Source organism: Catenulispora sp. GP43 (genome assembly GCF_041260665.1).
GTDB lineage: Bacteria > Actinomycetota > Actinomycetes > Streptomycetales > Catenulisporaceae > Catenulispora.
The window spans coordinates 1-21,259 of the sequence record NZ_JBGCCT010000020.1 but is presented as its reverse complement, the minus strand read 5'-3'; the positions used below and the strand labels follow the sequence as shown (position 1 = coordinate 21,259).

Genomic DNA, 21,259 nt, shown 5'->3' with positions numbered 1-21,259 from the left:
CAGCGCATAAGGGAAATCAGCCGGCGCGCGCCTCAAGTGTGGCGACCGCCGCGGCGACGGCTTGCGGGCTGTTGACCGAGGTGAGGTGCTGGGCCCCGGGAATGATCGTCGGGGCGGGCGCGCCGATGCGCGCGGCGGTGGTCTCGGGCGAGTTCGGATCGTAGGCGGAGTCGGCGCCGCCGAACACGACCGCCTTCGGCAGCGGCAGCGTGGCGAGTTCGGCCAGGCGGGCCGGCGGCAGGCCGGCGACCCCGAGGCTCACCATGCTCCACAACGATTCCTCGGCGCCCGGGACCTGAAGGGGCCGGCGCCACTGGTCCAGCCCGGCGGCGTCGAGCTTGGGGCAGGTCGGGCCGCAGGTGGCGCCGTAGATGGCGCGGATGACGGTGTCCGAGCGGATGGCCAGGCGCATCAGGGTCGTGCGATAGGGGTTCAGGAACAGGTGCGTCAGCGGGGTCTTCTGGCCCGCGCCCGTGGCCAGGCCGTCGCCGTCGAGGAACATCAGGCCGGCGGCGTCGGCGGGCTCGTCCAGGACGGCCAGGGCCGCCACGGCGGCGCCGCTGGAATGGCCGACCAGGACCGGGCGGTCCAGGTGCAGGGCCTGGATGAAGGCGTCGAGCTGGCGGGCCTGGTGGCCGACGTCGAACGGCGCGACGCGCTGGGTGTAGCCCCAGCCGTCGATGTCCAGGGCGTAGACCCGGTGGCCCTGCGCGGCCAGGAGCGGGGCCAGGTACTGCCAGGTGTCCGCGTTCTCGACGAAGCCGTGGACCAGGACGATCGGCGTGCCGCTGCTCCCCCATTCGCGGTACCGGGTCCGGACGTCGCCGGCTTGGACGTAGCTCAGGCCGGCCGGGACGGAGGCCCGGGCGTCGGTGGCGGCGTTGTAAGCGGTCGACAAGAACGTGCTGGCGACGAACAGCACGGCGACCGTCTTCGCGAGTCGCCGCAGCCAGCGCCGCCGGCGGCTGCGATAGGGGATCAGCGGTGCGGCGTCCTCGGTCGGGGCCACCGGATCTGGGCTTACCGGAACTGAGCCCGAATCTGGGCCCACCGGATCGTCGGGCACGTCCTCGTCGAGCAGACCCGGTGCAGTCACATCCACCCGCCCGACGATATCCGGTCGCCCTCTACAGGAAATCGCCGCCGTGCAGAGCGATCTCGGCCCAGATGGTCTTGCCGACGGCGTGGTGCCGGGCGCCCCAGCGCTGCGCCACCTGGGCCACGAGCAGCAACCCGCGCCCGCCCTCGTCGAAGGTCGTGGCCTGGCGCAGGTGCGGGGAGGTGTTGCTGCCGTCGGAGACCTCGCAGATGATCGCCGTGTCGCGGATCAGGCGCAGCCGGATCGGCGGGGCGCCGTGCCGGATGGCGTTGGTGACGAGCTCGCTGACGACCAACTCCAGGGCGAAGGTGGCCTCCTGCAGTCCCCACTCGGCCAGCTGCCGGGCCGACCAGGCACGGGCCTGGGCCACCATCGCCGGGTCGCTGGGCACGTCCCAGGTGGCGACGTGGGACGGGCCCAGGATCCGGGTGCGGGCGATGAGCAGGGCGACGTCGTCGGTGGGCGGAGCGGGCAGCATGGTATCCACCACCGCCGCGCAGGTCTTCTCCAGCGAGGCCGGCGGCCGCTCAAGACTTCGGCGCAACAGGTCCAGTCCGGTGTCGATGTCGCGGCCGCAGGCCTCGATGAGGCCGTCGGTGTACAGGACCAGCAAGGTGCCCTCGGCGACGGCGAACCTCGTGGCTTCGAACGGCAGGCCGCCGACGCCCAGCGGCGGCCCGGGTGAGAGGTCGACGATGTCCACGGCCCCGTCCGGGCCGACCACGGCCGGGGGCAGGTGGCCGGCGCTGGCCACCGTGCAGCTGCCCGCGACCGGGTCGTAGACCAGGTACAGGCAGGTGGCGACGATGTCCGAGATGGTGTCCAGGTCCGGGTCGATCACCTCGTCCTCGGTGGCCGCGAGGTGCGCGACCAGGTCGTCGAGGTGGGTGAGGAGCTCGTCGGGCGGCAGGTCGACGTCGGTCAGGGCCCGTACCGCGGTCCGCAGCCGGCCCATGGTGGCCGAGGCGTGCAGCCCGTGTCCGGCCACGTCGCCGACGACCAGCGCGACCCGGGCCCCGGACAGCGGGATCACGTCGAACCAGTCGCCGCCGATGCCGGCCCGGGAGTCGGCGGGCAGATAGCGGAAGACGGCCTGGACCGTGTCCTGGCCGGTCAGCCGCTGCGGGAGCAGGCTGCGCTGAAGGGCCAGGGCCGTACTCCGCTCGCGGGTGTAGAGGCGGGCGTTGTCCACGGCCACCGCGGCCCGCGCCGCGATCTCCTCGGCCAGCAGCAGGTCGTCGAGCCCGAACGGCACCGGGTTCTGGTGCCGCACGAGCAGGCTGATGCCCAGGACGATGCCGCGGGCGCGCAGCGGCACGACCATGACCGAATGGATCCCGCGGGCGTGCAGCACCGCCGCGCGCTGCGGATCAACGGCCTGCCAGCTGGTGACCGCCGCGTCCGGAAGGTTGTGCAGCGAGGACTGGCCGGTGACCAGGCACCTGGCCGGCGGCGAGTAGTCCGGATAGTGGTCTATCTCCCCGGGCTCGATCAAGGCCTCCGGGACGCCGGGCAGCACGGACTGGTGAGCGGCACGCCGCAACACCACGCCTTCGGCCGACGGCTTCGGCTCCAGGCCCCGGAACTGGGAGTCCACCAGGTCGACGGTGACGAAGTCGGCCAGCCGGCCGACCATCAGGTCGGCCATCTCCTGCGCGGTGGTGGACACGTCCAGCGTGGTGCCGACCCGGACGCTGACCTCGTTCAGCACCGCGAGCCGGTCCCGGGCCCGGTGCAGCTCCGTGACCTCCACCGCCGTGAGCTGCACCCGGTGCACGCGCCTGGCCCGGTCCCGCAGCGGCGAGAGGGTCACCGACCACACCCGGGGTCCGCCGGCGGCGCCGTACACCCGCACGTCCATCTGGTCTGCCTCGCCGGTCTCGAAGACCCCGAGTATCCCCTGTTCGACTCCCGCCCCGGCAGAACCGAACAGGGCACCGACACCGCGGTCGGTACGGACCTCGTCATCGGTGACGCCGGCTTCCAGGGCCATGCCCCGGCTCGCGCGCACGACCCGCAGCGCGCTGTCGAAGATGGCCGCCGGCATCGGGCACTGCGCGAACGCCTCTTCGGCGGATCCGTCGTCTCCCTGTCCGTACTGCTGTTCCGCGGGAGTGGACACGATAAATTGTCTACCGCCTTTTGGGCGTTCCCGCAGTCCGAAGCCCTGCCGCGGGTCAAGGCACGGTCAAGGTACCGTCAAGGCACGGTCAATGGGAGAACCGGATGTCCGGGAGCACCCGGGCCAGCCAGGCCGGGCAGGACCAGGTCCGGCGGCCCATGAGCCGCAGCAGCACCGGGAGCAGCAGGAAGCCCAGGGTCAGGATCACGCCCAGGACCAGCGGCGTCTTGGCGTTCAGCGCGTGCTGCAGGTCCAGGTTCTCCACGGCCGCGCCGCCGACCTTCGCCTGCTGGGGCAGGTGCGCGCGCAGCTGATGCACGGTGGCGGCCAGTGCCGGTGACGAGGGATCGGCCTTCGGCCCGGCCTGGATCAGCACCAGCCCGGAACCGTCGGTGGCGGGCACGGCCGGGGCGACGGCGGCGATGCCGGGACCGCCGCCACGGTCGCCGAGGCCGACTCGGCTTGGTCGGCGGGGGCCACGATCTGCAACGTGCCGGGCATACCGGGGCCGAACGCCTGCTGGATATGGGTGTAGCCGACGCGCGCCGAGGCGTCGGCCGGGACGACGGTGATGGACGGCATCGAGGTGCGCAGTCCCACCAGCGGCGCGGCCAGGGCCAGCAGCATCGCCAGGGCCGGCAGGCCGTGACGCAGCGGGTGGCGCCACAGCCGCTCGCCCCAGGCGGCGAAGCGGGGGGATCCGGCGGCCTGCGCGGAGTCGGTCCCGGTGGGTGCCTTCTACGCCCAGTGCAGGCGTCCGGCGTCGACCTTGTGCCCCAGCCTGCCCAGGACGGCGGGCAGCAGCGTCAAGGTGGCGCCGAGGACGAACACGACGGCGAGCATGATCCCGGCGGCCATCGACCGGAACGCCGGGACCGGCACCAGCATCACCGCCGACAGGCTGACCAGCACGGTGGCCCCGGACAGGGCCACCGCCTTGCCGGCGGTGTCCATGGTCTCGGCGACCGCCGCGCCCGCCCGGCCGTGCCGGGCCAGCGCGGCTCGGAAGCGCACGACCAGGAACAGCGCGTAGTCGATGCCCAGGGCCAGGGCGAACATCATGGCGAAGTTCATGGCCCAGATGGAGACCGGGGTGAGGTGGTCGAGCAGCACCAGAGCGCCGGCCGAGGCGGCCAGCCCGGAGACGGTCAGCAGCAGCGGAAGGCCGGCGGCGACCAGCGAGCCGAATGCGATGACCAGGATGATCAGGGTCACCGGCCAGGACACGATCTCCGAGTGCAGCATCGCGTGGTGGTTGGCCGCGTTGAAGTCGCTCCACAGCACCGAGGAGCCGGTCGCGGTCACGGTGATCCCGTTCCCGGACAGCGCGGCCAGCGGCCCTTCAGCGCGTCGGCGGCCCGGACCATGTCGTTCGGATCGGCCTTGGCCCCGGCCAGCAGGACCTCGGTCCGACCGTTCCGGCTGACGGTGAGGCCGGGCTGCGGCTGCACCACGCCGGCGACCCGGTGGTCGGCGCTCAGCAGCGCGGTGGCCTCGGCGGCCACGGCCCGCACCGCCGGGTCGGAGACCGGGGCGCCGTCGGAGTGCACCACGACCTGCAACGCGGTCGAGGCGGCGCCGCCGAAGTGCTGCTGGGCCAGCTGCCGCACCCGACGGGCCCGGGGCTGTCGGCGCGCGGCTCCGGCGCTGTTCCGTCGATGACCGTCATGATCGCCGCCACTCCTCCCGGATACCCCGGTGGGTATCTCGCGACGATACGATCGTAGGCATACCCCCGGGGGTACGTCAAAGGTACCCCCGGGGGTATTCAGATGAGCCTTGACCTCTTCAGCGTTCGGTCATACATTCACTCACTGTTTGTATGATTGGAGTGGCGAAATGGGCAGAGACACCGCGATCGTGCTGGGCGGCAGCGTGGCGGGGCTGTGTGCGGCCGGGGTCCTCGCCCGGCACTTCGAGAAGGTGATCGTCCTCGAACGGGACCTGTTGCCGCCCGGTGCGGAGCATCGGCGGGGCGTACCCCAGAGCAAGCACCCTCATTTCCTGCTGAACTCCGGCCGGCGGGCCATCGGGGAGATCTTCCCGGGGTTCGAGGACGCCCTGATCGCCGCGGGCGGGATGCTGTTGATGCCCTCGATGGACGCGGCGTACTGCGAGGACACCGGCTGGGCGCCGCGCAAAAGCGGCTCGATGACCATGGTCTACAGCTCCCGGGTGCTGATCGAGCGGGTCCTGCGCGAGAAGGTCCGCGAGCTGCCGGGTATCGAACTGCGGGAAGGCGTGACGGTCACCGGACTGCGCTCCACCGGCGCCGGGACCGCCGGCGGGCGCGTCACAGGGGTCGAGTACCGCACCGCCGACGGCCGGGACGCCCACCTGCCCGCCGACCTCTTCGTCGACGCGCTGGGCCGCGGATCCTCGAGCGCCGACTGGCTCAGCGCGGCGGGCTGGACCGCACCCCCACAGAAGACCCTCGACGCCAGGGTCACCTACACCTCGCGCTGGTACACCCTGCCGCCGGCCACCGAACGGCCGGCGGCGTGGTGGTGGAAGCACCTGATCATCGCCCCGACCCAGGACGCGGGCAGCCACCCCGTGGAGCACGAGTTCCTCAGCAACTTCTTCCCGATCGAGGGCGAGCGCGCCATCGTCTGCATGGGGTCGTGGGGCATCCCCATGCCGCGTGACGCCGAGGCCTTCGAGACCGCCGCGAACCGGGTGCGGGCCACGGCCTTCGGCCTGGCGGCCCGGGCCTGCACGCCGGTGTCCCCGGTGCATCTGACCCGGTCGACCGGCAACACCTGGCGCCGCTACGACCTGCTCGACCGGCCGCCGGTCGGCCTGGTCTGCGTCGGCGACTCGATCTGCGCGTTCAATCCCTTCTACGCCCAGGGCATGAGCTCGGCGGCCCGCTCGGCGTTGATCCTCGGCGCCATGCTGGACGAGCACGGGGTCTGCGATGCGGCGTTCTTCCGCGAGTTCCTGAACCGGCAGAAGAAGTCCCTGGCCGTGCCCTGGATGCTCGCGATGGCCCGCGACCAGGCGTACGAGTTCGCCACCGGGACGGAGGTCGCCCCGCGCTGGCGCCGGCGGCTGACGGCCCGCCTGAGCTGGCCCGTCTTCAACGCCATCAACGCCGCCGGCCGCGAGGACCCCTACGTCGAGCGCACGTTCGCGCAGGTCTTCAACATCGACACGTCCCTGCGGCAGCTGGCCGCCGACCCGCGCTTCTGGTTCGGCGTCATCCGGTACAAGCTGCGGCAACGGCTCGGCCGCACTGTCATACCCAGCGGGTTCGACGCCCGGCAGGATCCGCCCGCTACGGACTACACCGACTACACCGACTACGCCCGCTTCATCGACGTCTGAGGATGGGGACCCCGCGGTGGACCAGACCTGCGATCCGACTGCCGAGCACATCGCCGAGGGCCTCGGATTCTCCTGCCGTCACGCCGATCCGGTGGTGACGTTCCGCGACCCGTTCCACTTGAGCAACGGCACCATGCCGATCCTGGAACTGCTCATCATCGGCGGCGCGGTGTTCGCCCTGGTTCATGCATGGCGGCGGTGGCGGCACGACGGCGACCCGGTCAACCTCACGCTGTGGTTCGCCTCGGTCGCCTACCTGGCGGTCATCGAGCCGCCGTTGTACTTCCCGGGCTGGTTCGGCCTCGACAAGCAGGTCGGTTTCATCTTCTCCCACAACGTCTTCACCGTGCAGTTGATGTACGACCGGCTGCCGCTCTACATCGTGGCCTTCTATCCCGCGCTGTCCCAGCTCGCGTACGAACTGGTGCGGGCCCTGGACGTGTTCGCACGGCGCGGCACGGTCGCCGGCGCGCTGGCCGTCGCGTTCGTGTGCCAGGTCTTCTACGAGATCTTCGACCAGCTCGGCCCGCAGTTGCGGTGGTGGGCCTGGAACCCCGGCGATACCAAGGTCAACCAGCCCGCGCTGGCTTCGGTGCCGATGAACAGCATGTTCCTGTTCGCCTCCGTCTCCTTCGCCGCGCTGGTGTACCTCGTCATCCGCCTGACCGGAACCGGAAGCAAAACCGGTCCCGGCATCACCTGGCGATCCGTCGTCGCCGGAGCCCTCGCGCCACTGGCGATGGTCGTCGCGGGCGCGCCCGCGGGCTTGTTCCAGGGCGGCGGGCACCTCGGCGTCCAGCGAGCGATCATCGGGGTCGAACTCGCCGCCGTCTGGATCATCGGCCTCGGTCTGCTGATAGACACCTGGCAAGCGCCCCGCACCGGCCCCGCGCCAACACCCGCACCCGCACCCCTGTTCGCCCGCGCCTATCCCCCGTTCTACCTCGGTGTGCTGATAGCCCTGTGGCTCATCGCATCGCCCGCTTACCTGGCTTCGTCCCACGGCGTGACCAAGCAGGGGACGCCGATCGGCAGCCTGTGGTACTCCACGCTGTGCGCGGTGGCGGCGGCCGGCATCATCCTCGCAGCACATCGCACCACTGCCGCACGTCGCACCTCCGCCTCACGCCGCTAATATCCTGATCCCATGGCGCACCACGGTTGGGCCGGCCGCCCTCCGGCCACGGAGGCCGAAGCCCGGCAACGCATCGTCGATGCGACCGCCCGCTGCGTCGACAGGTACGGCGTCGCCAAGACCACCCTGTCCGACGTCGCGACCGAGCTGGGGGTCACCCGCCAGACCGTCTACCGCCACTTCACGGGCATCGGCGACATCGTCGGCGAGGTCGCGGCCCAGGGCGCCGACGCGTTCGTGGACCAGCTCCTGGCCCACCTGCGGGACCGGGAACTCACCGATCCGGCCGAGGCCGTGGTCGAGGGCATGCTCTTCTGCCTCCGGACCATCCCGGCCGAGCCCCGCGTGAGCCTGTCGCTGCACCTCGGCGACTCCGACGCCTTCGGCCGCGGCGCCACCACCGCGACCACCATCGCCTACGGCGCGCGGATGCTGCGGCGGTTCCCCGTCGACTGGGCCGCCGCGGGCATCTCCGACGCCGACCTGCCCGGCCTCGCCGAGATGATCATGCGCCTGCTCACCTCGCTGCTCCAGCACCCCGGCACCCCGCCGCGGGACGAGGCCCAGCTCCGCGCCTTCCTCGACCGCTGGCTGGCCCCCGCCCTGGGCTGACCGAAGTTACGATGAAGAGATGCTGACGGGGTCGAACCTCCCGAGCCTCCCGAACCTCCCGGGCGCCGAAGCCGTCCGACACCGGCTGCGGGCCGAGCTGTTCGGCCGGGTGGCCGGTCCCGGCGGCCCGGCCGCCCGCAAACGCATCCACGACACGCCCGGGCCCCGCTGGTTCGCCCCCGACCGGCCGATCCGCATCGTCCACGGCGACGCGTCCATGTTCATCGGCGGCCTGCGCGCCCTGCTGTTGCAGTCCCTGCACCCGCTGGCCATGGCCGCCGTCGCCGGACACTCCGGCTACCGGAGCGATCCGTGGGGCCGCCTGCAACGGACCAGCACCTTCCTGGCCTTCACCACCTTCGGCACCGCCGAGGACGCGCAGCACGCAGTGGACACAGTCCGCGCGGTGCACGAGCGCGTCCGCGGCACCGTCGACGGGCAGCCGTACCACGCCTCGGACCCGCACCTGCTCGGCTGGGTCCACGTCGCCGAAGTCGACAGCTTCCTGCGCGCCTACCAGCGCTACGGCCGCCGGCCGCTGAGTCCCGCGCAGGCCGACGGCTACATCGCCGACGCCGCCTTCGTGGCCACCGCACTCGGCGTCCTCGACCCGCCGACCACCCGGGCGGAACTCGTCGACCGGCTCCGCGCCTACCGGCCCGAGCTCAGGGCGACCACGCAGGCCCGCGAAGCGGCGCGCTTCCTGCTGGCGGACCCGCCGCTGCCCTGGGCGGCCCGGCCGCCATACGCCGTGCTGGCCGCCAACGCCGTCGCGCTGTTGCCCCGGTGGGCACGCAAGCCGCTGCACCTGCCGTACCTGCCGCTCGCCGAGCGCGCGGGGGTGCAGCCGGCCGGCCGGGCGCTGACGAGCCTGATCCGGTGGGCGATGGAGCCGCCGGCAGCTCGGGGTTAGGGCGTCGGGCCTCGGGCGTCCTACCGGCTTTCGAACCACGCCACGATCGAGCTCACGAACCCGTCAACGCTCTCCAACGACTTGTTCGCGAACACCGCGTGGAGGTGCCCGGCCTCGATGGCGTCGTTCCAGGCCCAGGCGCGCCGACAGGTCTGCTCGTCCGTCGCCGCACGCAGCACGTCCCAGCCCTGCCAGGTCGCAGCGAGCGCCGCGTCGATGGCCGGGTCGGACAGGATCGCCACGTCCCAGTCCAGGACGCCGACCAGCTTGCCGTCCCGGCCGAAGTGGATGTCGCCCCCGCCGAGGTCGCCGTGCACGAGCCCGGCCGGCACGTCGTCGAGCGCCAGCAGCGCGTCCAGCCGCCGCCGGACCCCGTCCCGCCACTTCGGCGGCAGGCGCGGAATGACCTCGTCGCCCAGGATGTCGGCCCACGAAACCGCGACGGCCACACGTTCCCCGAACGGGGTCACCGCCGTCAGCGGCACCGGCACGGCGAACGGCAGCCCCGCCGCCTCGACGCCCCGCAGGATCTCGGTCCGCCGCGGCAACTCGGCGGCGGAACTGGGACGCCTGCTGATGCGCACGGCGGCCACCCCGGGAAAGAGCACGACGTAGTGCAGATTCCCGTGCTCGGCGAGGCGCGCGGAGCCCAGTGGGGCGTCCCCGATTCGCATGCTCGTTCGAGTCAGTGCGCCGTGATTGAATCCCCTGCCATGGACAAGGAAGGCGCGATGAAGCTTCTCCTCACCTCCGGCGGCGTCAGCAACCAGAGCATCCGCGACGCCCTGACCGACATGCTGGGCAAACCCATCGCCGAGTCCACCGCCCTGTGCATCCCCACCGCGATGTACGGCATGCTGCCCGGGACGGCGGTCATGACGTGGCGGCAGATCGCCGGGCAGAGCCCCACCCCCATGGTCGAGCTGGGCTGGAAGTCGGTGGGCATGCTGGAGCTGACCGCCCTGCCCAGCATCGACCGGGACAACTGGGTCCCCCTGGTCCGCGAGACCGATGCCCTACTGGTGTGCGGCGGCGACGTCCTGTACCTGCACCACTGGATGCGGGAGTCCGGCCTGGCGGACCTGTTCCCGTCGTTGGACGACACGGTCTACGTGGGCCTGAGCGCCGGCAGCATGGTGATGGCCCCGCACGTCGGCGAGGAGTTCGTGGGCTGGAAACTGGCCGCCGGAGGCGACGGCGCGCTGGGCATGGTCGGCTTTTCGATCTTCCCGCACCTGGACAACCCGATGTGCCCGGAGAACACCATGGCCGACGCGGAGAAGTGGGCCGCACGCATACCGGTTCCGGGGTACGCCCTCGACGACGAGACGGCCATCAAGGTGGTGGAGGGTGTTGTCGAGGTGGTCTCGGAGGGGCACTGGAGGTTGTTCGAGCGCTAGTAGGCGATGGGCATTGCGCTGGCCCAGGATCGTGTGAAGGCGCTGAGGGCGTCGAGGATGTCAGCGTCACCGGCGAGCCAGTCGGCGTCGCCGATCTGGTTGTCGGTTCCGTCCCACTGGCCGGCGAGGTTGTCCAACGCGCTGGCGAAGCGGTCGAGGCCGTCCAGGTCAAGGCCCAGGTCGCCGCTGTCCGGTACTGGACGCATGGGTCTCCGTCCCGGTGTCTCGATGGGATCCGTGTGTGCTCACGTGCGCTCACGTGTGCTCACGTGCCGGGCCGCCAGTTGCGGGTCCGGTCGATGCGTTCTGTGGTGAGGGGGCCGGCACCGGTGAGGTCGACGGGATCGTCCCTCAGGGTGTGGCCGACGTAGACGAGTTCGTCGATGATCTCGTTGTCGACGGCGTCATCGATGAGCACGTCGCCGTCGGCCAGGCCTTGTTCGACGGTGTCGAACAAGGCCGCGCGTTCCTCGGCGGTGCCAGTCCGCAGCCGCGGGACCATGAACTCCCGGGCGAAGACCTGGAAGAGGAAGTAGTAGTTCCGGCGTTCCTCATCGGTGAGCGACGTCAAGGTCTCCAACTGGCCGCGTCGGAGGCTGGCCGCGTCGATGACGGGGGTGCGGATCTTGTCGGCCGCGGCACTCAGCCGGTCGGATCCCAGCGAGCTGTGCGCCGCGACGGCCATGAGGGTGCCAGACAGCTGATCGGGATTCATGATCAGCTGTCTGGCGTCGGCCTCGGGCAACCCGCCGTCGTTCTCGATCCCCTGGAGTAGGCCGAGACATCGGGTGCACAAGCCGTCGAACTGCGGTTGCAGGCTTCTGACACGGCCGCTGAAGACCTCCCAGGCATCACCGATCTCCCGGCCACCCGGTGACGGCCGGATCCCCCATCAACCCGACCCCGCCGCCGACACTCGCGACCGCTGCGAGTGATCGAATCATCTCGCCAAGTAGCCAACTTAGAGACGCCGGAGGGGCGCGTCAATTAAATCTAAGCCCTGATATAGGTACCCTGACTTTCTCTACCCGTGGGGGTTCAGGCCGTCTCGGGGGAAATCTCGTCGATCAGCCCCTTGATGAGCCTCTCGATCTCGTCGCGGATCGGCCGGACGGCTTCGACCCCCTGGCCGGCCGGGTCCGGCAGCGGCCAGTCGAGGTAGCGCTTGCCGGGGTAGACCGGGCAGGTGTCGCCGCAGCCCATGGTGATGATGACGTCGGAGGCCAGGGCGGCCTCGTCGGTGAGGACCTTGGGGGTCTCGGCGGACAGGTCGATGCCCACTTCGTTCATGGCTTCCAGGACCGCGGGGTTGACCGAGCCGGCCGGGGCGGAGCCGGCGGAGCCGACGGTGATGCGGTCGCCCGCGTAGTGGGTGAGGAAGCCGGCCGCCATTTGGGAGCGGCCTGCGTTGTGGATGCACACGAAGAGCACGGAAGGCTTGTCGGACATCAGGACGCCCTTTCAATCGGGTCGAGTTTCTCAGCGTGCGGATACAACACCACCACCAGCCCCACGCCGACGGCGGCGCCGATCACCTGGAAGGCGACGAACCCGCCGACCGAACCGGGAGCGATCCCGGCGAAGGTGTCGGTGAAGGCCCGCGCGATGGTGACGGCGGGGTTGGCGAACGAGGTGGAGGACGTGGACCAGTACGCCGCGCCGATGTAGGCGCCGACCGCGGGTGCCGCGAGGGCGCCACGGCCGGTACGGACCAGGGAGAAGATCAGCAGGATCAGCCCGGCGGTGGCGACCGTCTCCCCCAGCCACAGGTGCCCGGAGCTGCGGGTGTGGGTGGAGGCGGTGACCGCGGGCAGCGCGAACATGAGGTTCGCCAGAATCGTGCCGCCGATACCGCCGACGATCTGCGCCGGGATGTAGGCGGCGACGGTCTTGGCGTCCACGCCGGTCCCGGTCCGCCGCCCCAGGATGAAGTCGCCAAGGGTGACGACCGGGTTGAAGTGGGCTCCGGAGACCGGCCCGAGTATCAGAATCAGCACACTGAGTCCGAGCGCGGTGGCGGTGGAGTTCTCCAGCAGCTCCAAGCCGACGTCGTTCGGCGACAGCCGCGCGGCCATGATCCCGGAGCCGACCACGACAGCGACTAACAGCCCCGTGCCGAGCAATTCGGCGAAGGCACGCCGGGCCAGCAGCTGATTCACGCCGACACCGCTCCAGGGGCGAGCAGCGTCGACAACTGCGCCAGCGCCTCGGGGCGGGCCCGGTAGTAGATCCACGTTCCACGGCGCTCGGAGTCCAGCAGCCCGGCCTCGCGCAGCACCTTCAGGTGGTGGCTGATGGTGGGCTGCGTGACGTCGAAGGACGCGGCCAGGTCGCAGACGCAGGCCTCACCGCCGGCGTGCGAGGCGACCAGGGAGAACAGCCGCAGCCGCACCGGGTCGGCCAGCGCCTTGAACACCGCGGCGAGCCCGGCGGCTTCCACCTCGGTCAGCGGCTCGGCGACCAGCGCGGTCGCGCAGGCGTCGCCCTCGCCCTCGCCCTCGATCAGTGGCAGCAGCTTCTTCGACATACGTCTATATTTACAGCCGTCGATAGATGCAGGCAAACGGAGGTGCGAAGGTCACGCTAGGCGCTTGTCTCGGCCGGCCGCTGAGCCCGAGCCCGGGCCCGCGCCCGCGCCTGAGTCCGGGTCAACTGGTCACCGACCGCCAGGCCGACGGCCCCGAGCAGACAGCACGCGGCAGCCGCGTCGAGCGCCGTGGCGAGGCCGGCGACGTGCCACAAGGCGACGGCGCCGAGCGGGGCGACGGCTTTGGCAAAGGTGAGCGGGGCTCCCCACGCGGCGGCGAGGGTGGCGAAGGCGGTGGTGCCGTAGCGCTCGGCGAGCAGCGCGGGCCGGGCGATGGTGGACACCCCGAAGCCGATGCCGAAGGCCAACACGCAGCCGATCGCGCCCACGGTGGTACCGCCGATGACCGGCAGCAGGAGCGCGCCGGCGGCCTGGACGGCGAAGGCCGCAGCCGTGACCGCGCCGATGGTCCAGCGCCGTCCGGCCGCGGTGGTGGCCAGACGGCCGGTCACGGACAGCACGCCGAGCAGGCCCGCGGTGGTGGCGGCGAAGCCGGGACTGTGGCCGAGGCTGCGGAGCATGCTCACCAGCAGGACCGAGATGGCGGAGACGGCGCAGGTCTGGGCGATGAAAGCGGCGCCGAGGAGCCAGAAGACCGGGTCGTGGGTCGCGTGGCGGATGATCTCGGCGCGAGGCGGTGCCGGGTCGGCCGATGTCGCCGCGCGCGCCGGGGGTCTGCGGACGAGCAGGTGCAGCGGGATGGTGAGGACGCCGTGCCCGAGCGCGAGGACGGCGATCGCGTCGCGCCAGCCGTACGTCTGGTTCAGCCACCCGGCCAGCGGCAGGAAGATGGTGGAGGCGAAGCCGGCGACGACGGTGACCGAGAGCAGGGCCCGCGCCCGGTGGGCGGCGTCGAACCAGGACACGACGACCGGGAACGCGGCCTCGTAGAGCACACCGGCGCAGACGACGCCGAGCGCGATCCACACAATGTAGAGCTCTGCGACGCTCTCCACGCGCGACCAGAACACCGCGAGCAGAGTCGCCGCCGACGATCCGAGGGCCATCAGGGCTCTGCCACCGTGGCGGTCCAGCCAGCGGCCGACCGGCACCGCGGCCACCGCGGCGGCCAGCAGCGAGGCGGTCATGGCGCCGGTCACGGTGGTGGTGCTGGTGTGCAGGGCCGTCGCGGTCGGGGCGAGGAAGACGGAGAAGGAGTAGAACAGCACGCCATAGCCGACGGTCTGGGTGATGGCGAGCAGCCCGACCAGGCGCCACGGGTAGTCAGGCATCCCGGGCATCCCGGGGATCCGCGGGCGAAGGTTCCGGCCGGACCTGCTCGGGCCGGCCGGAACCGTGTCCTGGCTCAGCTGCAACACCCCGACCCGCCGCTGGTGCCGACGATCGTCAGCGGCTCGGCCAGCAACCCGCCGGAGATGCCGGTGGCCAGGCCGACCTTGACCGGCTCGGAGGTACCGCAGCAGCCTGCGGCCTCGCCCTCGTCACCCGGCAGCGTGGTGCTGCACACGCCGGTCGCGGGCAGCTCCAGCCGCACGTCACGGGCGGCATCCCAGTCCCCGTCCAGCGCGGCGACCACCGAGCGTGCCTGCTCGTAGCCGGTGGCGAGCAGGAACGTCGGGGCGCGGCCGTAGGACTTCATGCCGATGGCGTAGAAGTCCGGCTCGGGGTGCGCCACCTCGTCCACGCCGTGCGGCGGGACGGTGCCGCAGGAGTGCTCGTTCGGGTCGATCAACGGGGCCAGCGCGCGGGTGGAGCCCAGGATCGGGTCCAGGTCCAGGCGAAGCTCGGAGGCGATCGAGTGATCGGGACGGAAGCCCGTCGCGCCGACGATCCGGTCGACTGTGACGATCTTCTTCACGCCACGGCTGTCAAAGCTCTCCACCTCGACGCCGCCGTCGCCGCTACCGTCGCCGTTGCCAGCGCCGCTGCCGTTGCTCAGGACCCTGATGGCGTGAGCCGAGAACTGGTTCACCAACTCGATCCGCCCCTCGGCCACGAGCTTCTTCAGCCGGCTGCCCAAGGCACCGCGCGCCGGAAGCGCATCGTCCTCGCCGCCGCCGTAGCTGCGGGCGGCCGAGCCGGTGCGAATCGCCCACGAAACGCGCGTGCCGGGTTCCTGCTCGGCGAGATCGGCCAGCGACAGCAGGGTGTTCGCGGCCGAGTGCCCGGCGCCGACGACCAGCGTGTGCTTGCCGGCGTAGGTGTCGCGGGCGGCGCCGAGGACGTCCGGCAGCGCGTGGTCGATGAAGGCTGCGGCGTCGATCTCGCCGCGCGCTGGCAAGCCCGAGGCGCCCAGGACGTTCGGGGTGCCCCAGGTACCGGTGGCATCGATGACGGCGCGGGCGTGCAGATCAGTGCTCTGGCCGTCGACCTCGACGCGAACCAGGAACGGGGCGAACTCGCGGCTGCGGGAGCGGACGCGGTCCACACCGACCCGACTGATCGCCACCACCCGGTGGCCGAGGCGCAGGTGGGGCGCGATCTGCGGCGTGCCGGCCAGCGGCACGAGGTACTGCTCGACCAGCTCGGCGCCGGCCGGAGCGCCGTCCTCGTCCGGCGCGGTCCAGCCGGCTTTCTCCAGCAGGATCCGCGCGGCGGCGTCGATGTCGTAACGCCACGGGCTGAACAGCCGCACGTGGCCCCACTGCCGGATCGCGGCACCGACCGCATCGCCGGCTTCCAGGACCAGGAAGTCGACGTCGCGCTCGGCCAAGTGCGCGGCGGCGGCCAGGCCCACCGGACCCGCGCCGATGACGACGACCGGAAGTCCGGCCAACGACCCGCTCATGTCGCTACTCCAGATGTGTTCATGTGTTCGTGGTCGGTGATGCGAGGTGTTCGACGGTTGCGATCCGTCACGCTGGCCGAGTCGAGTTCGGTCAGAGCGTCGGTCACCACCGCGCGGGCGCCGTTGTCGAGTGTCGCGGCGATGTCCTTCATCCGCAGCAACTCGATCCCGACGCGACGGCCTCAGCCTTGGCCTGCGCGCCGCAGCAGGCGTCCTCAGCCTCGGCCTCGGCGGCGCTACCGCAACACGGCCCGCCAGCCGCGGCCCGGGAACCGCTGCCGGTGTCGGTGTCGGTGGCGGTGGCGGTGTCGGTGTCGGTGTCGGCCGCAGGGCTGCCGCAACAGCCGGTGCCCTGCGCCGGGCTGGGTGCTCCAGTGGTCTGCCCGCTCATATCCATGCCCCTCACGTGGTTGGTTCGGCCTGTTCAGACGCGCGGGATGACGGTGCCGGCCGTGGTCCGGGCCGCCTCCAGGCGGCGCGCGGAGCGCTCGGTGCGGGTGGAGATGCCGTAGCCGTCGCAGAACTTCACGCCGAGGTCGCGGCCGGTCTTGCTGGAGGTGATGGTGCTGGTGGAGATGCGGCGGAACATGAGGTGCCCCTTGTCTCGAAGTTTTTCGAAGTAGGGCTCAGCTTGCTCCTTGTTTTGAGATCTGTCAATCTAGAAACATGTCGAAACAGAAGGAGCTGCCGCTGCTGACGCCCGAGGCCGCGGCCCCGTGCTGCGAGCCGCTGGCGGACCACTCGATCTCCACCGCCGACGCGATAGCCCTCGCGCCCGCGTTCAAGGCCCTCGGCGACCCGATCCGCCTTCAGTTGCTGTCCCAGATCGCCTCCGCGCCGGAGGGCGAGACCTGTGTTTGCGACCTGAACGTCGGCTTCGACGTCTCCGGCCCCACCATCAGCCACCACCTGAAGGTGCTGCGCGAAGCCGGCCTGATCGAAGGCGCGCGACGCGGGACCTGGGTCTACTACAGCGCCGTGCGGGAGAAGATGTCCGCCCTGGCCGGGCTGCTCGTCACCGCCGAACCCGCGACCGCGACCGCGACCGCCTGAGCCGACGTCAGTGCATCGCCATCGCGGGCGGAGGCAACGGACAGTAGTTCATGCCGGCCACGGCGAAGGCCGGCTCTGTAGCCACGACCAACGGAGTGGCCACTATTGCCAACACAGCGGCCGCGCCCAACAAGACTCCCGCCCGGGAAAGCGGCGCCCGTCCGCCGATCAGGCGCCGCACCCGGTCGGCGACGTCACCGCCGGCAGCCAGTGCGACCGCCGGAGCGCCCGGCCCTGCCACCGACAGCAGCGCACCGCCAGGGTGAACTTGTCGGTGCTGGCACATGCGGCGTCATCGGCCGCCAACTCGACCAGCCGTGCGGTCTGGGTCCTGCCGACAGAGAACAAGGCGATGCGCGGAAACGCCGCCTCCATCGCATCGGCGAACGCGATGGCGAGATGGTGACGTCCGTGAACGTGGGCCCGCTCGTGGGCGATCACGGCGGCCAGTTCATCGGCACTCAACGCCGCCGATGTCAGCACGGTGCGATGCCCGCGGCCCGGCAGACAGCACGCGGCCGGCCGTGAATCGCACACGCTGCTGTCCCCCTATCCCACCGAGGCCTCCCCGATCACGGTGACCGCATGGGGCAAGCAGCTCATGGTGAATTCGGCCTCTGATGCCCGGATCGCGAAGTTCATCAAGGCCTACGCCGCCGGCCCTCAGACTCCCGAACCGGGCGCCCCGTGCTCAGGCGGCGTGGGCACGCCCGACGGCTGAATCGACAGTCACGCCGGATCGCTCATCCCCATCCGCAAGTGGTCGGCGTGGTATATGGCCTGGTCGAGCAGCTCTGCGACGTGGTTGTCGTAGAGTGCGTAGATCATCGACTTGCCGTGGCGCTCGGCGGTCACCAGGCCGAGGTTGCGCAGCAGCCGCAGCTGGTGCGAGCACGCCGACTGCTCCATGCCGACCTCGGCGGCGATGGCGGTCGCGGCGAGCGGGCCTTCGCGCAGGCGCGCCAGGATCAGCAGGCGCGACGGGGTCGCCAGCGCCTGGAGCGTGGTCGCAACGCGTGCGGCGCTGACGGCGTCCAGGCGGACGCGCGGCACGGCTTCGGCGGGAGGCGCTCCATGACCCATGGTCGCAGTCTACCCCTGGGGAACATATGAATCATTCTTCAAGTGTTCCTGTAGAGTGGCGCCGTTGGACCGTCCTGAACACCTGGGATCAAGGGCTCGCCGCTGATGTCTTCTCTCCTCACCACCGCACCCGAGCAGGTCGCGACCGGTTCCGCACCGGAGCCCGGCCGGGCGCCACGCCGGCTCGTGCTTCCGGTCTTCGCGCTGCCCGAGGTGCGATGGGCCTCGGCGGCGCTGCTGCTGTTCCTGGTCGCGCTGCCGCTTCAGCTGACCGGGGCGCCGGCATGGGTCTGGGCCCCGCTCTACGCGGCGGTGTACGCGACCGGCGGGTGGGAGCCGGGGTGGGCCGGGCTTCAGGCGCTGCGCGAGAAGACGCTGGACGTCGACCTGCTGATGGTGGTCGCGGCCATCGGCGCGGCGGCGATCGGACAGGTTCTGGACGGCGCGCTGCTGATCGTCATCTTCGCCACGTCCGGTGCTTTGGAGGCGGTGGCGACACACCGCACCGAACAGGCCGTGCGCGGGCTGTTGGACCTGGCCCCGGAGCAGGCGACCCGGATCGCCGCCGACGGCGCCGAAGAACTCGTCGACGCCGTCGCCCTGGCCGTCGGCGACCGGATCCTGGTCCGGCCCGGTGCCCGGATCGCCGCCGACGGCCAGGTGATCGGCGGCGCCTCCGACGTCGACCAGGCCACGATCACCGGCGAGCCGCTGCCGGTGGCCAAGACCGCCGGCGACGAGGTCTTCGCTGGGACCCTGAACGGCACCGGGGCGCTGACGGTCCGGGTCGACCGGGTCGCGGCGGACACCGTCGTGGCACGGATCGTGGCGATGGTCCAGGAAGCCTCGGCCACCAAGGCTCGGACGCAGCTGTTCATCGAGAAGGTCGAGCAGCGCTACTCGCTCGGCATGGTCGCCGCGACCGTGCTGCTGTTCGCGATCCCGCTGCTGGCCGGCGCGGCGTTCCAGGCCAGCCTGCTGCGCGCGATGACGTTCATGATCGTCGCCTCGCCGTGCGCGGTGGTGCTGGCCACGATGCCGCCGCTGCTGGCCGCCATGGCCAACGCCGGCCGGCACGGCGTGCTGGTGAAGTCGGCCGTGGTGATGGAGCAGTTCGGCGCCACCACCCGGGTCGCCTTCGACAAGACCGGCACGCTCACCGAGGGCCGGCCGCGCCTGGCCGAGATCGCGGTCCTGGACGAGGGCGCCGCGGGCCTGAACGAGGGCGCGTTCGACGAGAAGCGGATCCTGATGCTGGCCGCCGCCGCCGAGAACCCCTCCGAGCATCCGCTGGCACGCGCGGTCGTGGCCGCCGCCCGGGAGGCCGGGTTGGAACTGCCGCATGCGGCTGACTTCTCCGCGACGCCGGGACGAGGTGTCAGCGCCCTGATTGACGGCCGCCGGGTGGAAGTCGGGAGCCCGAGCCATCTGCTCGGCCACTCCCCCGACGCGAGCGGAGTGCGCACCGCGGCCGTTTCCGCCGCCGTAGCGGCGATTCAGGAGTCCGGCCAGACCGCGGCGATCGTCCGCATCGACACCGCCCCAGTGGCGGTGCTGGGCATCGCCGACCGCGTCCGCCCGGCCGCCGCACGGACGGTCGCCGGCATCAGGACCCTGACTGGCGCCACCCCGATCCTGCTGACCGGCGACAACGCCGCCGCCGCGCACCGGCTGGCGGCCGAGGTCGGCATCAGCGACGTCCGGGCGAACCTGCTGCCGCAGGACAAGGTGGCCGCGGTCCACGAGTGGGAGTCCGCCGGGCAGCACGTGCTGCTGGTCGGCGACGGCGTCAACGACGCCCCGGCCCTGGCCGCCGCGCACACCGGGGTCGCCATGGGACGCGCCGGATCCGACCTGGCCCTGGACACCGCCGACGCGGTCGTCATGCGCGACGATCTGGCGACCGTCCCGGCCGCGATCGCGCTGTCCCGCCGCGCCCGCCGCGTGGTGGTGGCGAATCTGGCGATCGCCTCCGTCATCATCGCCGGACTGGTCGCCTGGGACCTGGCCGGAACCCTGCCGCTGCCGTTGGGCGTCCTGGGTCACGAGGGCTCGACGGTGATCGTCGGTCTCAATGGACTGAGACTGCTGCGCAAGAGTGTGTGGCGCAGGGCGATGACGACCGGGGCCGGAGCCAGCTCCGGGTCCGAGTCAGGCGCCGCCGCATGAGCCCTGCGAAGAACAAGCGCGGCGCCGAGGCACGGCAGCGCCCTGCCACCGTCACCGTCTGCCGCGGCTGCTGCTGCGGCCGGCCGGACAAGACGCCGGGAGTCGATCACGCCGCGCAACTGGCGACGATCCGCGCAGCCGTCCCCTCCGGGCAGGTGCGAATATCGGACTGCCTGGACGTGTGCGAACGCTCGAACGTCGTCGTGGTCTCACCCTCGTCGGCCGGCCGCGCCGCCGGCGCCCGCCCGGTCTGGCTGGGCCTGGTCCACGACACCGACGCCATGGCCGACATCGCGGCCTGGATCGACGCCGGCGGGCCGGGCGTGGCCGGCATGCCGCCGATCCTGGCGTTGTACGAGTTCAGCCCCTCGCGCCGGGTCCGCAGCGAATCAGGGCTCGACGCCGGCTGAGCCCGGCGACGCCGGATAATAGGTACGACATCGCACCCAGTCAAGGTTCTGCGATACCTGTTGACGAGATCCGCAGATTCGCTTAGTTTTCCCCGCCAGGTGACCAAAGCGCATCCGCTTCATCACCCAGGGCACAAAGCGCACCCGCTTCAGACCGGGCGCGCGCATCGGGCATCAGCGACCCCGCATGGCCGATGACGCGTGCCCTGATTTCGGCACCACCGCGCCACCCTTATCGCCGTGCACCAACCGAGATCAAGGAGACACCGCAGTGTCCCACCCCACAAGGGATGCCCTGCGCCGCAAAACCGCGCGCATCGCGTTCGCCGTCACAGCGTGCGCCGCGCTCGGCGTCGCCGGCTCCGCGGCCGCCATGGCCACGCCGTCCGCACCGGCTCACACCGCCGCTGTGGCCAACCCCTACTCGCCGCAGTACGGCCACCCGTACCGTCACGGCGCCGTCCCCACGATCCAGCAGAACCAGAAGATGAAGTCGTGGTCGGCGACCCACGCTTCGCCGCAGGCGACGACCGGTCCGGAGACGCTGTCCTACGGCGGCGGCATCGACGGCATCGGCGTTCAGGACGGCGGCAAGTC

24 protein-coding genes and 2 pseudogenes are annotated in these 21,259 nt (G+C 71.4%); 10 read left to right on the top strand and 16 right to left on the bottom strand.

Features of this window, described 5'->3' with window-relative positions; translation table 11 throughout:
• Nucleotides 1–16: 16 nt before the first annotated feature.
• From ABH926_RS33550 to ABH926_RS33540, 3 genes and pseudogenes are all read right to left on the bottom strand, one after another.
• Nucleotides 17–1,102, bottom strand: a complete 1,086-nt coding sequence (locus tag ABH926_RS33550; protein ID WP_370369958.1) for an alpha/beta fold hydrolase — start codon at nucleotides 1,100–1,102, stop codon at nucleotides 17–19.
• 25 nt (nucleotides 1,103–1,127) lie between these two features.
• A complete protein-coding gene (locus ABH926_RS33545) occupies nucleotides 1,128–3,221 on the bottom strand; it encodes a SpoIIE family protein phosphatase (RefSeq protein ID WP_370369957.1) in 2,094 nt (697 codons plus the stop codon).
• 163 nt (nucleotides 3,222–3,384) lie between these two features.
• Nucleotides 3,385–4,834, bottom strand: a pseudogene (locus ABH926_RS33540) (MMPL family transporter); the annotation flags it as partial.
• Between the two features lie 226 nt (nucleotides 4,835–5,060).
• On the opposite strand from ABH926_RS33540, the gene ABH926_RS33535 reads away from it, so the two are divergent.
• From ABH926_RS33535 to ABH926_RS33520, 4 genes are read left to right on the top strand one after another with little or no spacing between them, the layout of a single operon-like run.
• Nucleotides 5,061–6,551 carry an FAD-dependent oxidoreductase gene (locus ABH926_RS33535; protein ID WP_370369956.1) on the top strand — a complete coding sequence of 497 codons (1,491 nt, stop codon included), beginning with the start codon at nucleotides 5,061–5,063 and terminating at the stop codon, nucleotides 6,549–6,551.
• Between the two features lie 16 nt (nucleotides 6,552–6,567).
• Nucleotides 6,568–7,686, top strand: coding sequence for a hypothetical protein (locus ABH926_RS33530; RefSeq protein ID WP_370369955.1), 1,119 nt, complete (start codon nucleotides 6,568–6,570; stop codon nucleotides 7,684–7,686).
• Between the two features lie 12 nt (nucleotides 7,687–7,698).
• Entirely contained in the window at nucleotides 7,699–8,298 is a 600-nt protein-coding gene (locus ABH926_RS33525; RefSeq protein ID WP_370369954.1) for a TetR/AcrR family transcriptional regulator, read from the top strand.
• A gap of 19 nt (nucleotides 8,299–8,317) precedes the next feature.
• Entirely contained in the window at nucleotides 8,318–9,211 is an 894-nt protein-coding gene (locus tag ABH926_RS33520; RefSeq protein WP_370369953.1) for an oxygenase MpaB family protein, read from the top strand.
• Between the two features lie 20 nt (nucleotides 9,212–9,231).
• Here ABH926_RS33520 and ABH926_RS33515 read toward each other — a convergent pair whose 3' ends face one another.
• A complete protein-coding gene (locus ABH926_RS33515; RefSeq protein ID WP_370369952.1) occupies nucleotides 9,232–9,885 on the bottom strand; it encodes a phosphotransferase in 654 nt (217 codons plus the stop codon).
• A 57-nt stretch (nucleotides 9,886–9,942) separates the two neighbouring features.
• Here ABH926_RS33515 and ABH926_RS33510 point away from each other — a divergent pair, with 57 nt between their 5' ends.
• Complete coding sequence (locus ABH926_RS33510) at nucleotides 9,943–10,611, top strand: Type 1 glutamine amidotransferase-like domain-containing protein (RefSeq protein WP_370369951.1); 669 nt, start codon at nucleotides 9,943–9,945, stop codon at nucleotides 10,609–10,611.
• On the opposite strand, the gene ABH926_RS33505 is transcribed toward ABH926_RS33510, so the two are convergent.
• The 10 genes from ABH926_RS33505 to ABH926_RS33460 all read right to left on the bottom strand — a co-directional run bounded on the left by ABH926_RS33505 (nucleotide 10,608) and on the right by ABH926_RS33460 (nucleotide 16,536).
• Nucleotides 10,608–10,817 (bottom strand): hypothetical protein, encoded by a 210-nt coding sequence (locus tag ABH926_RS33505; RefSeq protein ID WP_370369950.1) that lies wholly within the window; start codon nucleotides 10,815–10,817, stop codon nucleotides 10,608–10,610. The two genes, ABH926_RS33510 and ABH926_RS33505, sit on opposite strands and share 4 nt — an antisense overlap.
• A gap of 59 nt (nucleotides 10,818–10,876) precedes the next feature.
• On the bottom strand, nucleotides 10,877–11,326 hold the full coding sequence (locus ABH926_RS33500; RefSeq protein ID WP_370369949.1) for a hypothetical protein: 450 nt from the start codon (nucleotides 11,324–11,326) through the stop codon (nucleotides 10,877–10,879).
• A 323-nt stretch (nucleotides 11,327–11,649) separates the two neighbouring features.
• Complete coding sequence (locus tag ABH926_RS33495; RefSeq protein ID WP_370369948.1) at nucleotides 11,650–12,060, bottom strand: arsenate reductase ArsC; 411 nt, start codon at nucleotides 12,058–12,060, stop codon at nucleotides 11,650–11,652.
• On the bottom strand, nucleotides 12,060–12,770 hold the full coding sequence (locus ABH926_RS33490; RefSeq protein WP_370369946.1) for an aquaporin: 711 nt from the start codon (nucleotides 12,768–12,770) through the stop codon (nucleotides 12,060–12,062). Before ABH926_RS33490 ends, ABH926_RS33495 begins: the two co-directional genes overlap by 1 nt.
• The gene (locus ABH926_RS33485; protein WP_370369945.1) at nucleotides 12,767–13,138 is read right to left on the bottom strand and encodes an ArsR/SmtB family transcription factor; all 372 of its coding nucleotides are present in this window, start codon (nucleotides 13,136–13,138) and stop codon (nucleotides 12,767–12,769) included. The genes ABH926_RS33490 and ABH926_RS33485 overlap by 4 nt, the downstream gene beginning before the upstream one ends.
• Nucleotides 13,139–13,194: 56 nt before the next feature.
• A complete protein-coding gene (locus tag ABH926_RS33480; protein WP_370369944.1) occupies nucleotides 13,195–14,430 on the bottom strand; it encodes an MFS transporter in 1,236 nt (411 codons plus the stop codon).
• A gap of 74 nt (nucleotides 14,431–14,504) precedes the next feature.
• Nucleotides 14,505–15,947 carry an FAD-dependent oxidoreductase gene (locus tag ABH926_RS33475; RefSeq protein WP_370369943.1) on the bottom strand — a complete coding sequence of 481 codons (1,443 nt, stop codon included), beginning with the start codon at nucleotides 15,945–15,947 and terminating at the stop codon, nucleotides 14,505–14,507.
• The gene (locus ABH926_RS33470; protein ID WP_370369942.1) at nucleotides 15,944–16,099 is read right to left on the bottom strand and encodes a hypothetical protein; all 156 of its coding nucleotides are present in this window, start codon (nucleotides 16,097–16,099) and stop codon (nucleotides 15,944–15,946) included. The genes ABH926_RS33475 and ABH926_RS33470 overlap by 4 nt, the downstream gene beginning before the upstream one ends.
• The gene (locus ABH926_RS33465) at nucleotides 16,096–16,338 is read right to left on the bottom strand and encodes a hypothetical protein (RefSeq protein ID WP_370369941.1); all 243 of its coding nucleotides are present in this window, start codon (nucleotides 16,336–16,338) and stop codon (nucleotides 16,096–16,098) included. The genes ABH926_RS33470 and ABH926_RS33465 overlap by 4 nt, the downstream gene beginning before the upstream one ends.
• Before the next feature lie 33 nt (nucleotides 16,339–16,371).
• Nucleotides 16,372–16,536: a hypothetical protein gene (locus tag ABH926_RS33460; protein ID WP_370369940.1), complete on the bottom strand. Its 165-nt coding sequence runs from the start codon at nucleotides 16,534–16,536 to the stop codon at nucleotides 16,372–16,374.
• A gap of 77 nt (nucleotides 16,537–16,613) precedes the next feature.
• Between ABH926_RS33460 and ABH926_RS33455 the strand changes: the two genes are divergently transcribed.
• Nucleotides 16,614–17,000, top strand: coding sequence for an ArsR/SmtB family transcription factor (locus ABH926_RS33455; protein ID WP_370369939.1), 387 nt, complete (start codon nucleotides 16,614–16,616; stop codon nucleotides 16,998–17,000).
• A 168-nt stretch (nucleotides 17,001–17,168) separates the two neighbouring features.
• Here the strand turns inward: ABH926_RS33455 and ABH926_RS33450 are convergent, their stop codons facing one another.
• Nucleotides 17,169–17,441 (bottom strand): hypothetical protein, encoded by a 273-nt coding sequence (locus tag ABH926_RS33450; RefSeq protein WP_370369937.1) that lies wholly within the window; start codon nucleotides 17,439–17,441, stop codon nucleotides 17,169–17,171.
• A 43-nt stretch (nucleotides 17,442–17,484) separates the two neighbouring features.
• Here ABH926_RS33450 and ABH926_RS33445 point away from each other — a divergent pair, with 43 nt between their 5' ends.
• Nucleotides 17,485–17,721, top strand: coding sequence for a DUF3105 domain-containing protein (locus tag ABH926_RS33445; RefSeq protein WP_370369936.1), 237 nt, complete (start codon nucleotides 17,485–17,487; stop codon nucleotides 17,719–17,721).
• An 8-nt stretch (nucleotides 17,722–17,729) separates the two neighbouring features.
• Here the strand turns inward: ABH926_RS33445 and ABH926_RS33440 are convergent, their stop codons facing one another.
• A complete protein-coding gene (locus ABH926_RS33440) occupies nucleotides 17,730–18,083 on the bottom strand; it encodes an ArsR/SmtB family transcription factor (protein ID WP_370369935.1) in 354 nt (117 codons plus the stop codon).
• A gap of 105 nt (nucleotides 18,084–18,188) precedes the next feature.
• Here ABH926_RS33440 and ABH926_RS33435 point away from each other — a divergent pair, with 105 nt between their 5' ends.
• The 3 genes and pseudogenes from ABH926_RS33435 to ABH926_RS33425 form a co-directional block, all read left to right on the top strand.
• A complete protein-coding gene (locus ABH926_RS33435; protein WP_370369934.1) occupies nucleotides 18,189–20,252 on the top strand; it encodes a heavy metal translocating P-type ATPase in 2,064 nt (687 codons plus the stop codon).
• On the top strand, nucleotides 20,249–20,662 hold the full coding sequence (locus tag ABH926_RS33430; protein ID WP_370369933.1) for a (2Fe-2S) ferredoxin domain-containing protein: 414 nt from the start codon (nucleotides 20,249–20,251) through the stop codon (nucleotides 20,660–20,662). The genes ABH926_RS33435 and ABH926_RS33430 overlap by 4 nt, the downstream gene beginning before the upstream one ends.
• Before the next feature lie 271 nt (nucleotides 20,663–20,933).
• Nucleotides 20,934–21,259: pseudogene (locus ABH926_RS33425) on the top strand (hypothetical protein); the annotation flags it as partial.

Coding starts and splice junctions, on each gene's coding strand:
- ABH926_RS33535 (WP_370369956.1), top strand. CDS start 5,061: ATGGGCAGAGACACCGCGATCGTGCTGGGCGGCAGCGTGGCGGGGCTG.
- ABH926_RS33525 (WP_370369954.1), top strand. CDS start 7,699: ATGGCGCACCACGGTTGGGCCGGCCGCCCTCCGGCCACGGAGGCCGAA.
- ABH926_RS33520 (WP_370369953.1), top strand. CDS start 8,318: ATGCTGACGGGGTCGAACCTCCCGAGCCTCCCGAACCTCCCGGGCGCC.
- ABH926_RS33515 (WP_370369952.1), bottom strand. CDS start 9,885: ATGCGAATCGGGGACGCCCCACTGGGCTCCGCGCGCCTCGCCGAGCAC.
- ABH926_RS33510 (WP_370369951.1), top strand. CDS start 9,943: ATGAAGCTTCTCCTCACCTCCGGCGGCGTCAGCAACCAGAGCATCCGC.
- ABH926_RS33505 (WP_370369950.1), bottom strand. CDS start 10,817: ATGCGTCCAGTACCGGACAGCGGCGACCTGGGCCTTGACCTGGACGGC.
- ABH926_RS33500 (WP_370369949.1), bottom strand. CDS start 11,326: ATGAATCCCGATCAGCTGTCTGGCACCCTCATGGCCGTCGCGGCGCAC.
- ABH926_RS33495 (WP_370369948.1), bottom strand. CDS start 12,060: ATGTCCGACAAGCCTTCCGTGCTCTTCGTGTGCATCCACAACGCAGGC.
- ABH926_RS33485 (WP_370369945.1), bottom strand. CDS start 13,138: ATGTCGAAGAAGCTGCTGCCACTGATCGAGGGCGAGGGCGAGGGCGAC.
- ABH926_RS33480 (WP_370369944.1), bottom strand. CDS start 14,430: ATGCCTGACTACCCGTGGCGCCTGGTCGGGCTGCTCGCCATCACCCAG.
- ABH926_RS33475 (WP_370369943.1), bottom strand. CDS start 15,947: ATGAGCGGGTCGTTGGCCGGACTTCCGGTCGTCGTCATCGGCGCGGGT.
- ABH926_RS33470 (WP_370369942.1), bottom strand. CDS start 16,099: ATGAAGGACATCGCCGCGACACTCGACAACGGCGCCCGCGCGGTGGTG.
- ABH926_RS33465 (WP_370369941.1), bottom strand. CDS start 16,338: ATGAGCGGGCAGACCACTGGAGCACCCAGCCCGGCGCAGGGCACCGGC.
- ABH926_RS33460 (WP_370369940.1), bottom strand. CDS start 16,536: ATGTTCCGCCGCATCTCCACCAGCACCATCACCTCCAGCAAGACCGGC.
- ABH926_RS33455 (WP_370369939.1), top strand. CDS start 16,614: ATGTCGAAACAGAAGGAGCTGCCGCTGCTGACGCCCGAGGCCGCGGCC.
- ABH926_RS33440 (WP_370369935.1), bottom strand. CDS start 18,083: ATGGGTCATGGAGCGCCTCCCGCCGAAGCCGTGCCGCGCGTCCGCCTG.
- ABH926_RS33435 (WP_370369934.1), top strand. CDS start 18,189: ATGTCTTCTCTCCTCACCACCGCACCCGAGCAGGTCGCGACCGGTTCC.
- ABH926_RS33430 (WP_370369933.1), top strand. CDS start 20,249: ATGAGCCCTGCGAAGAACAAGCGCGGCGCCGAGGCACGGCAGCGCCCT.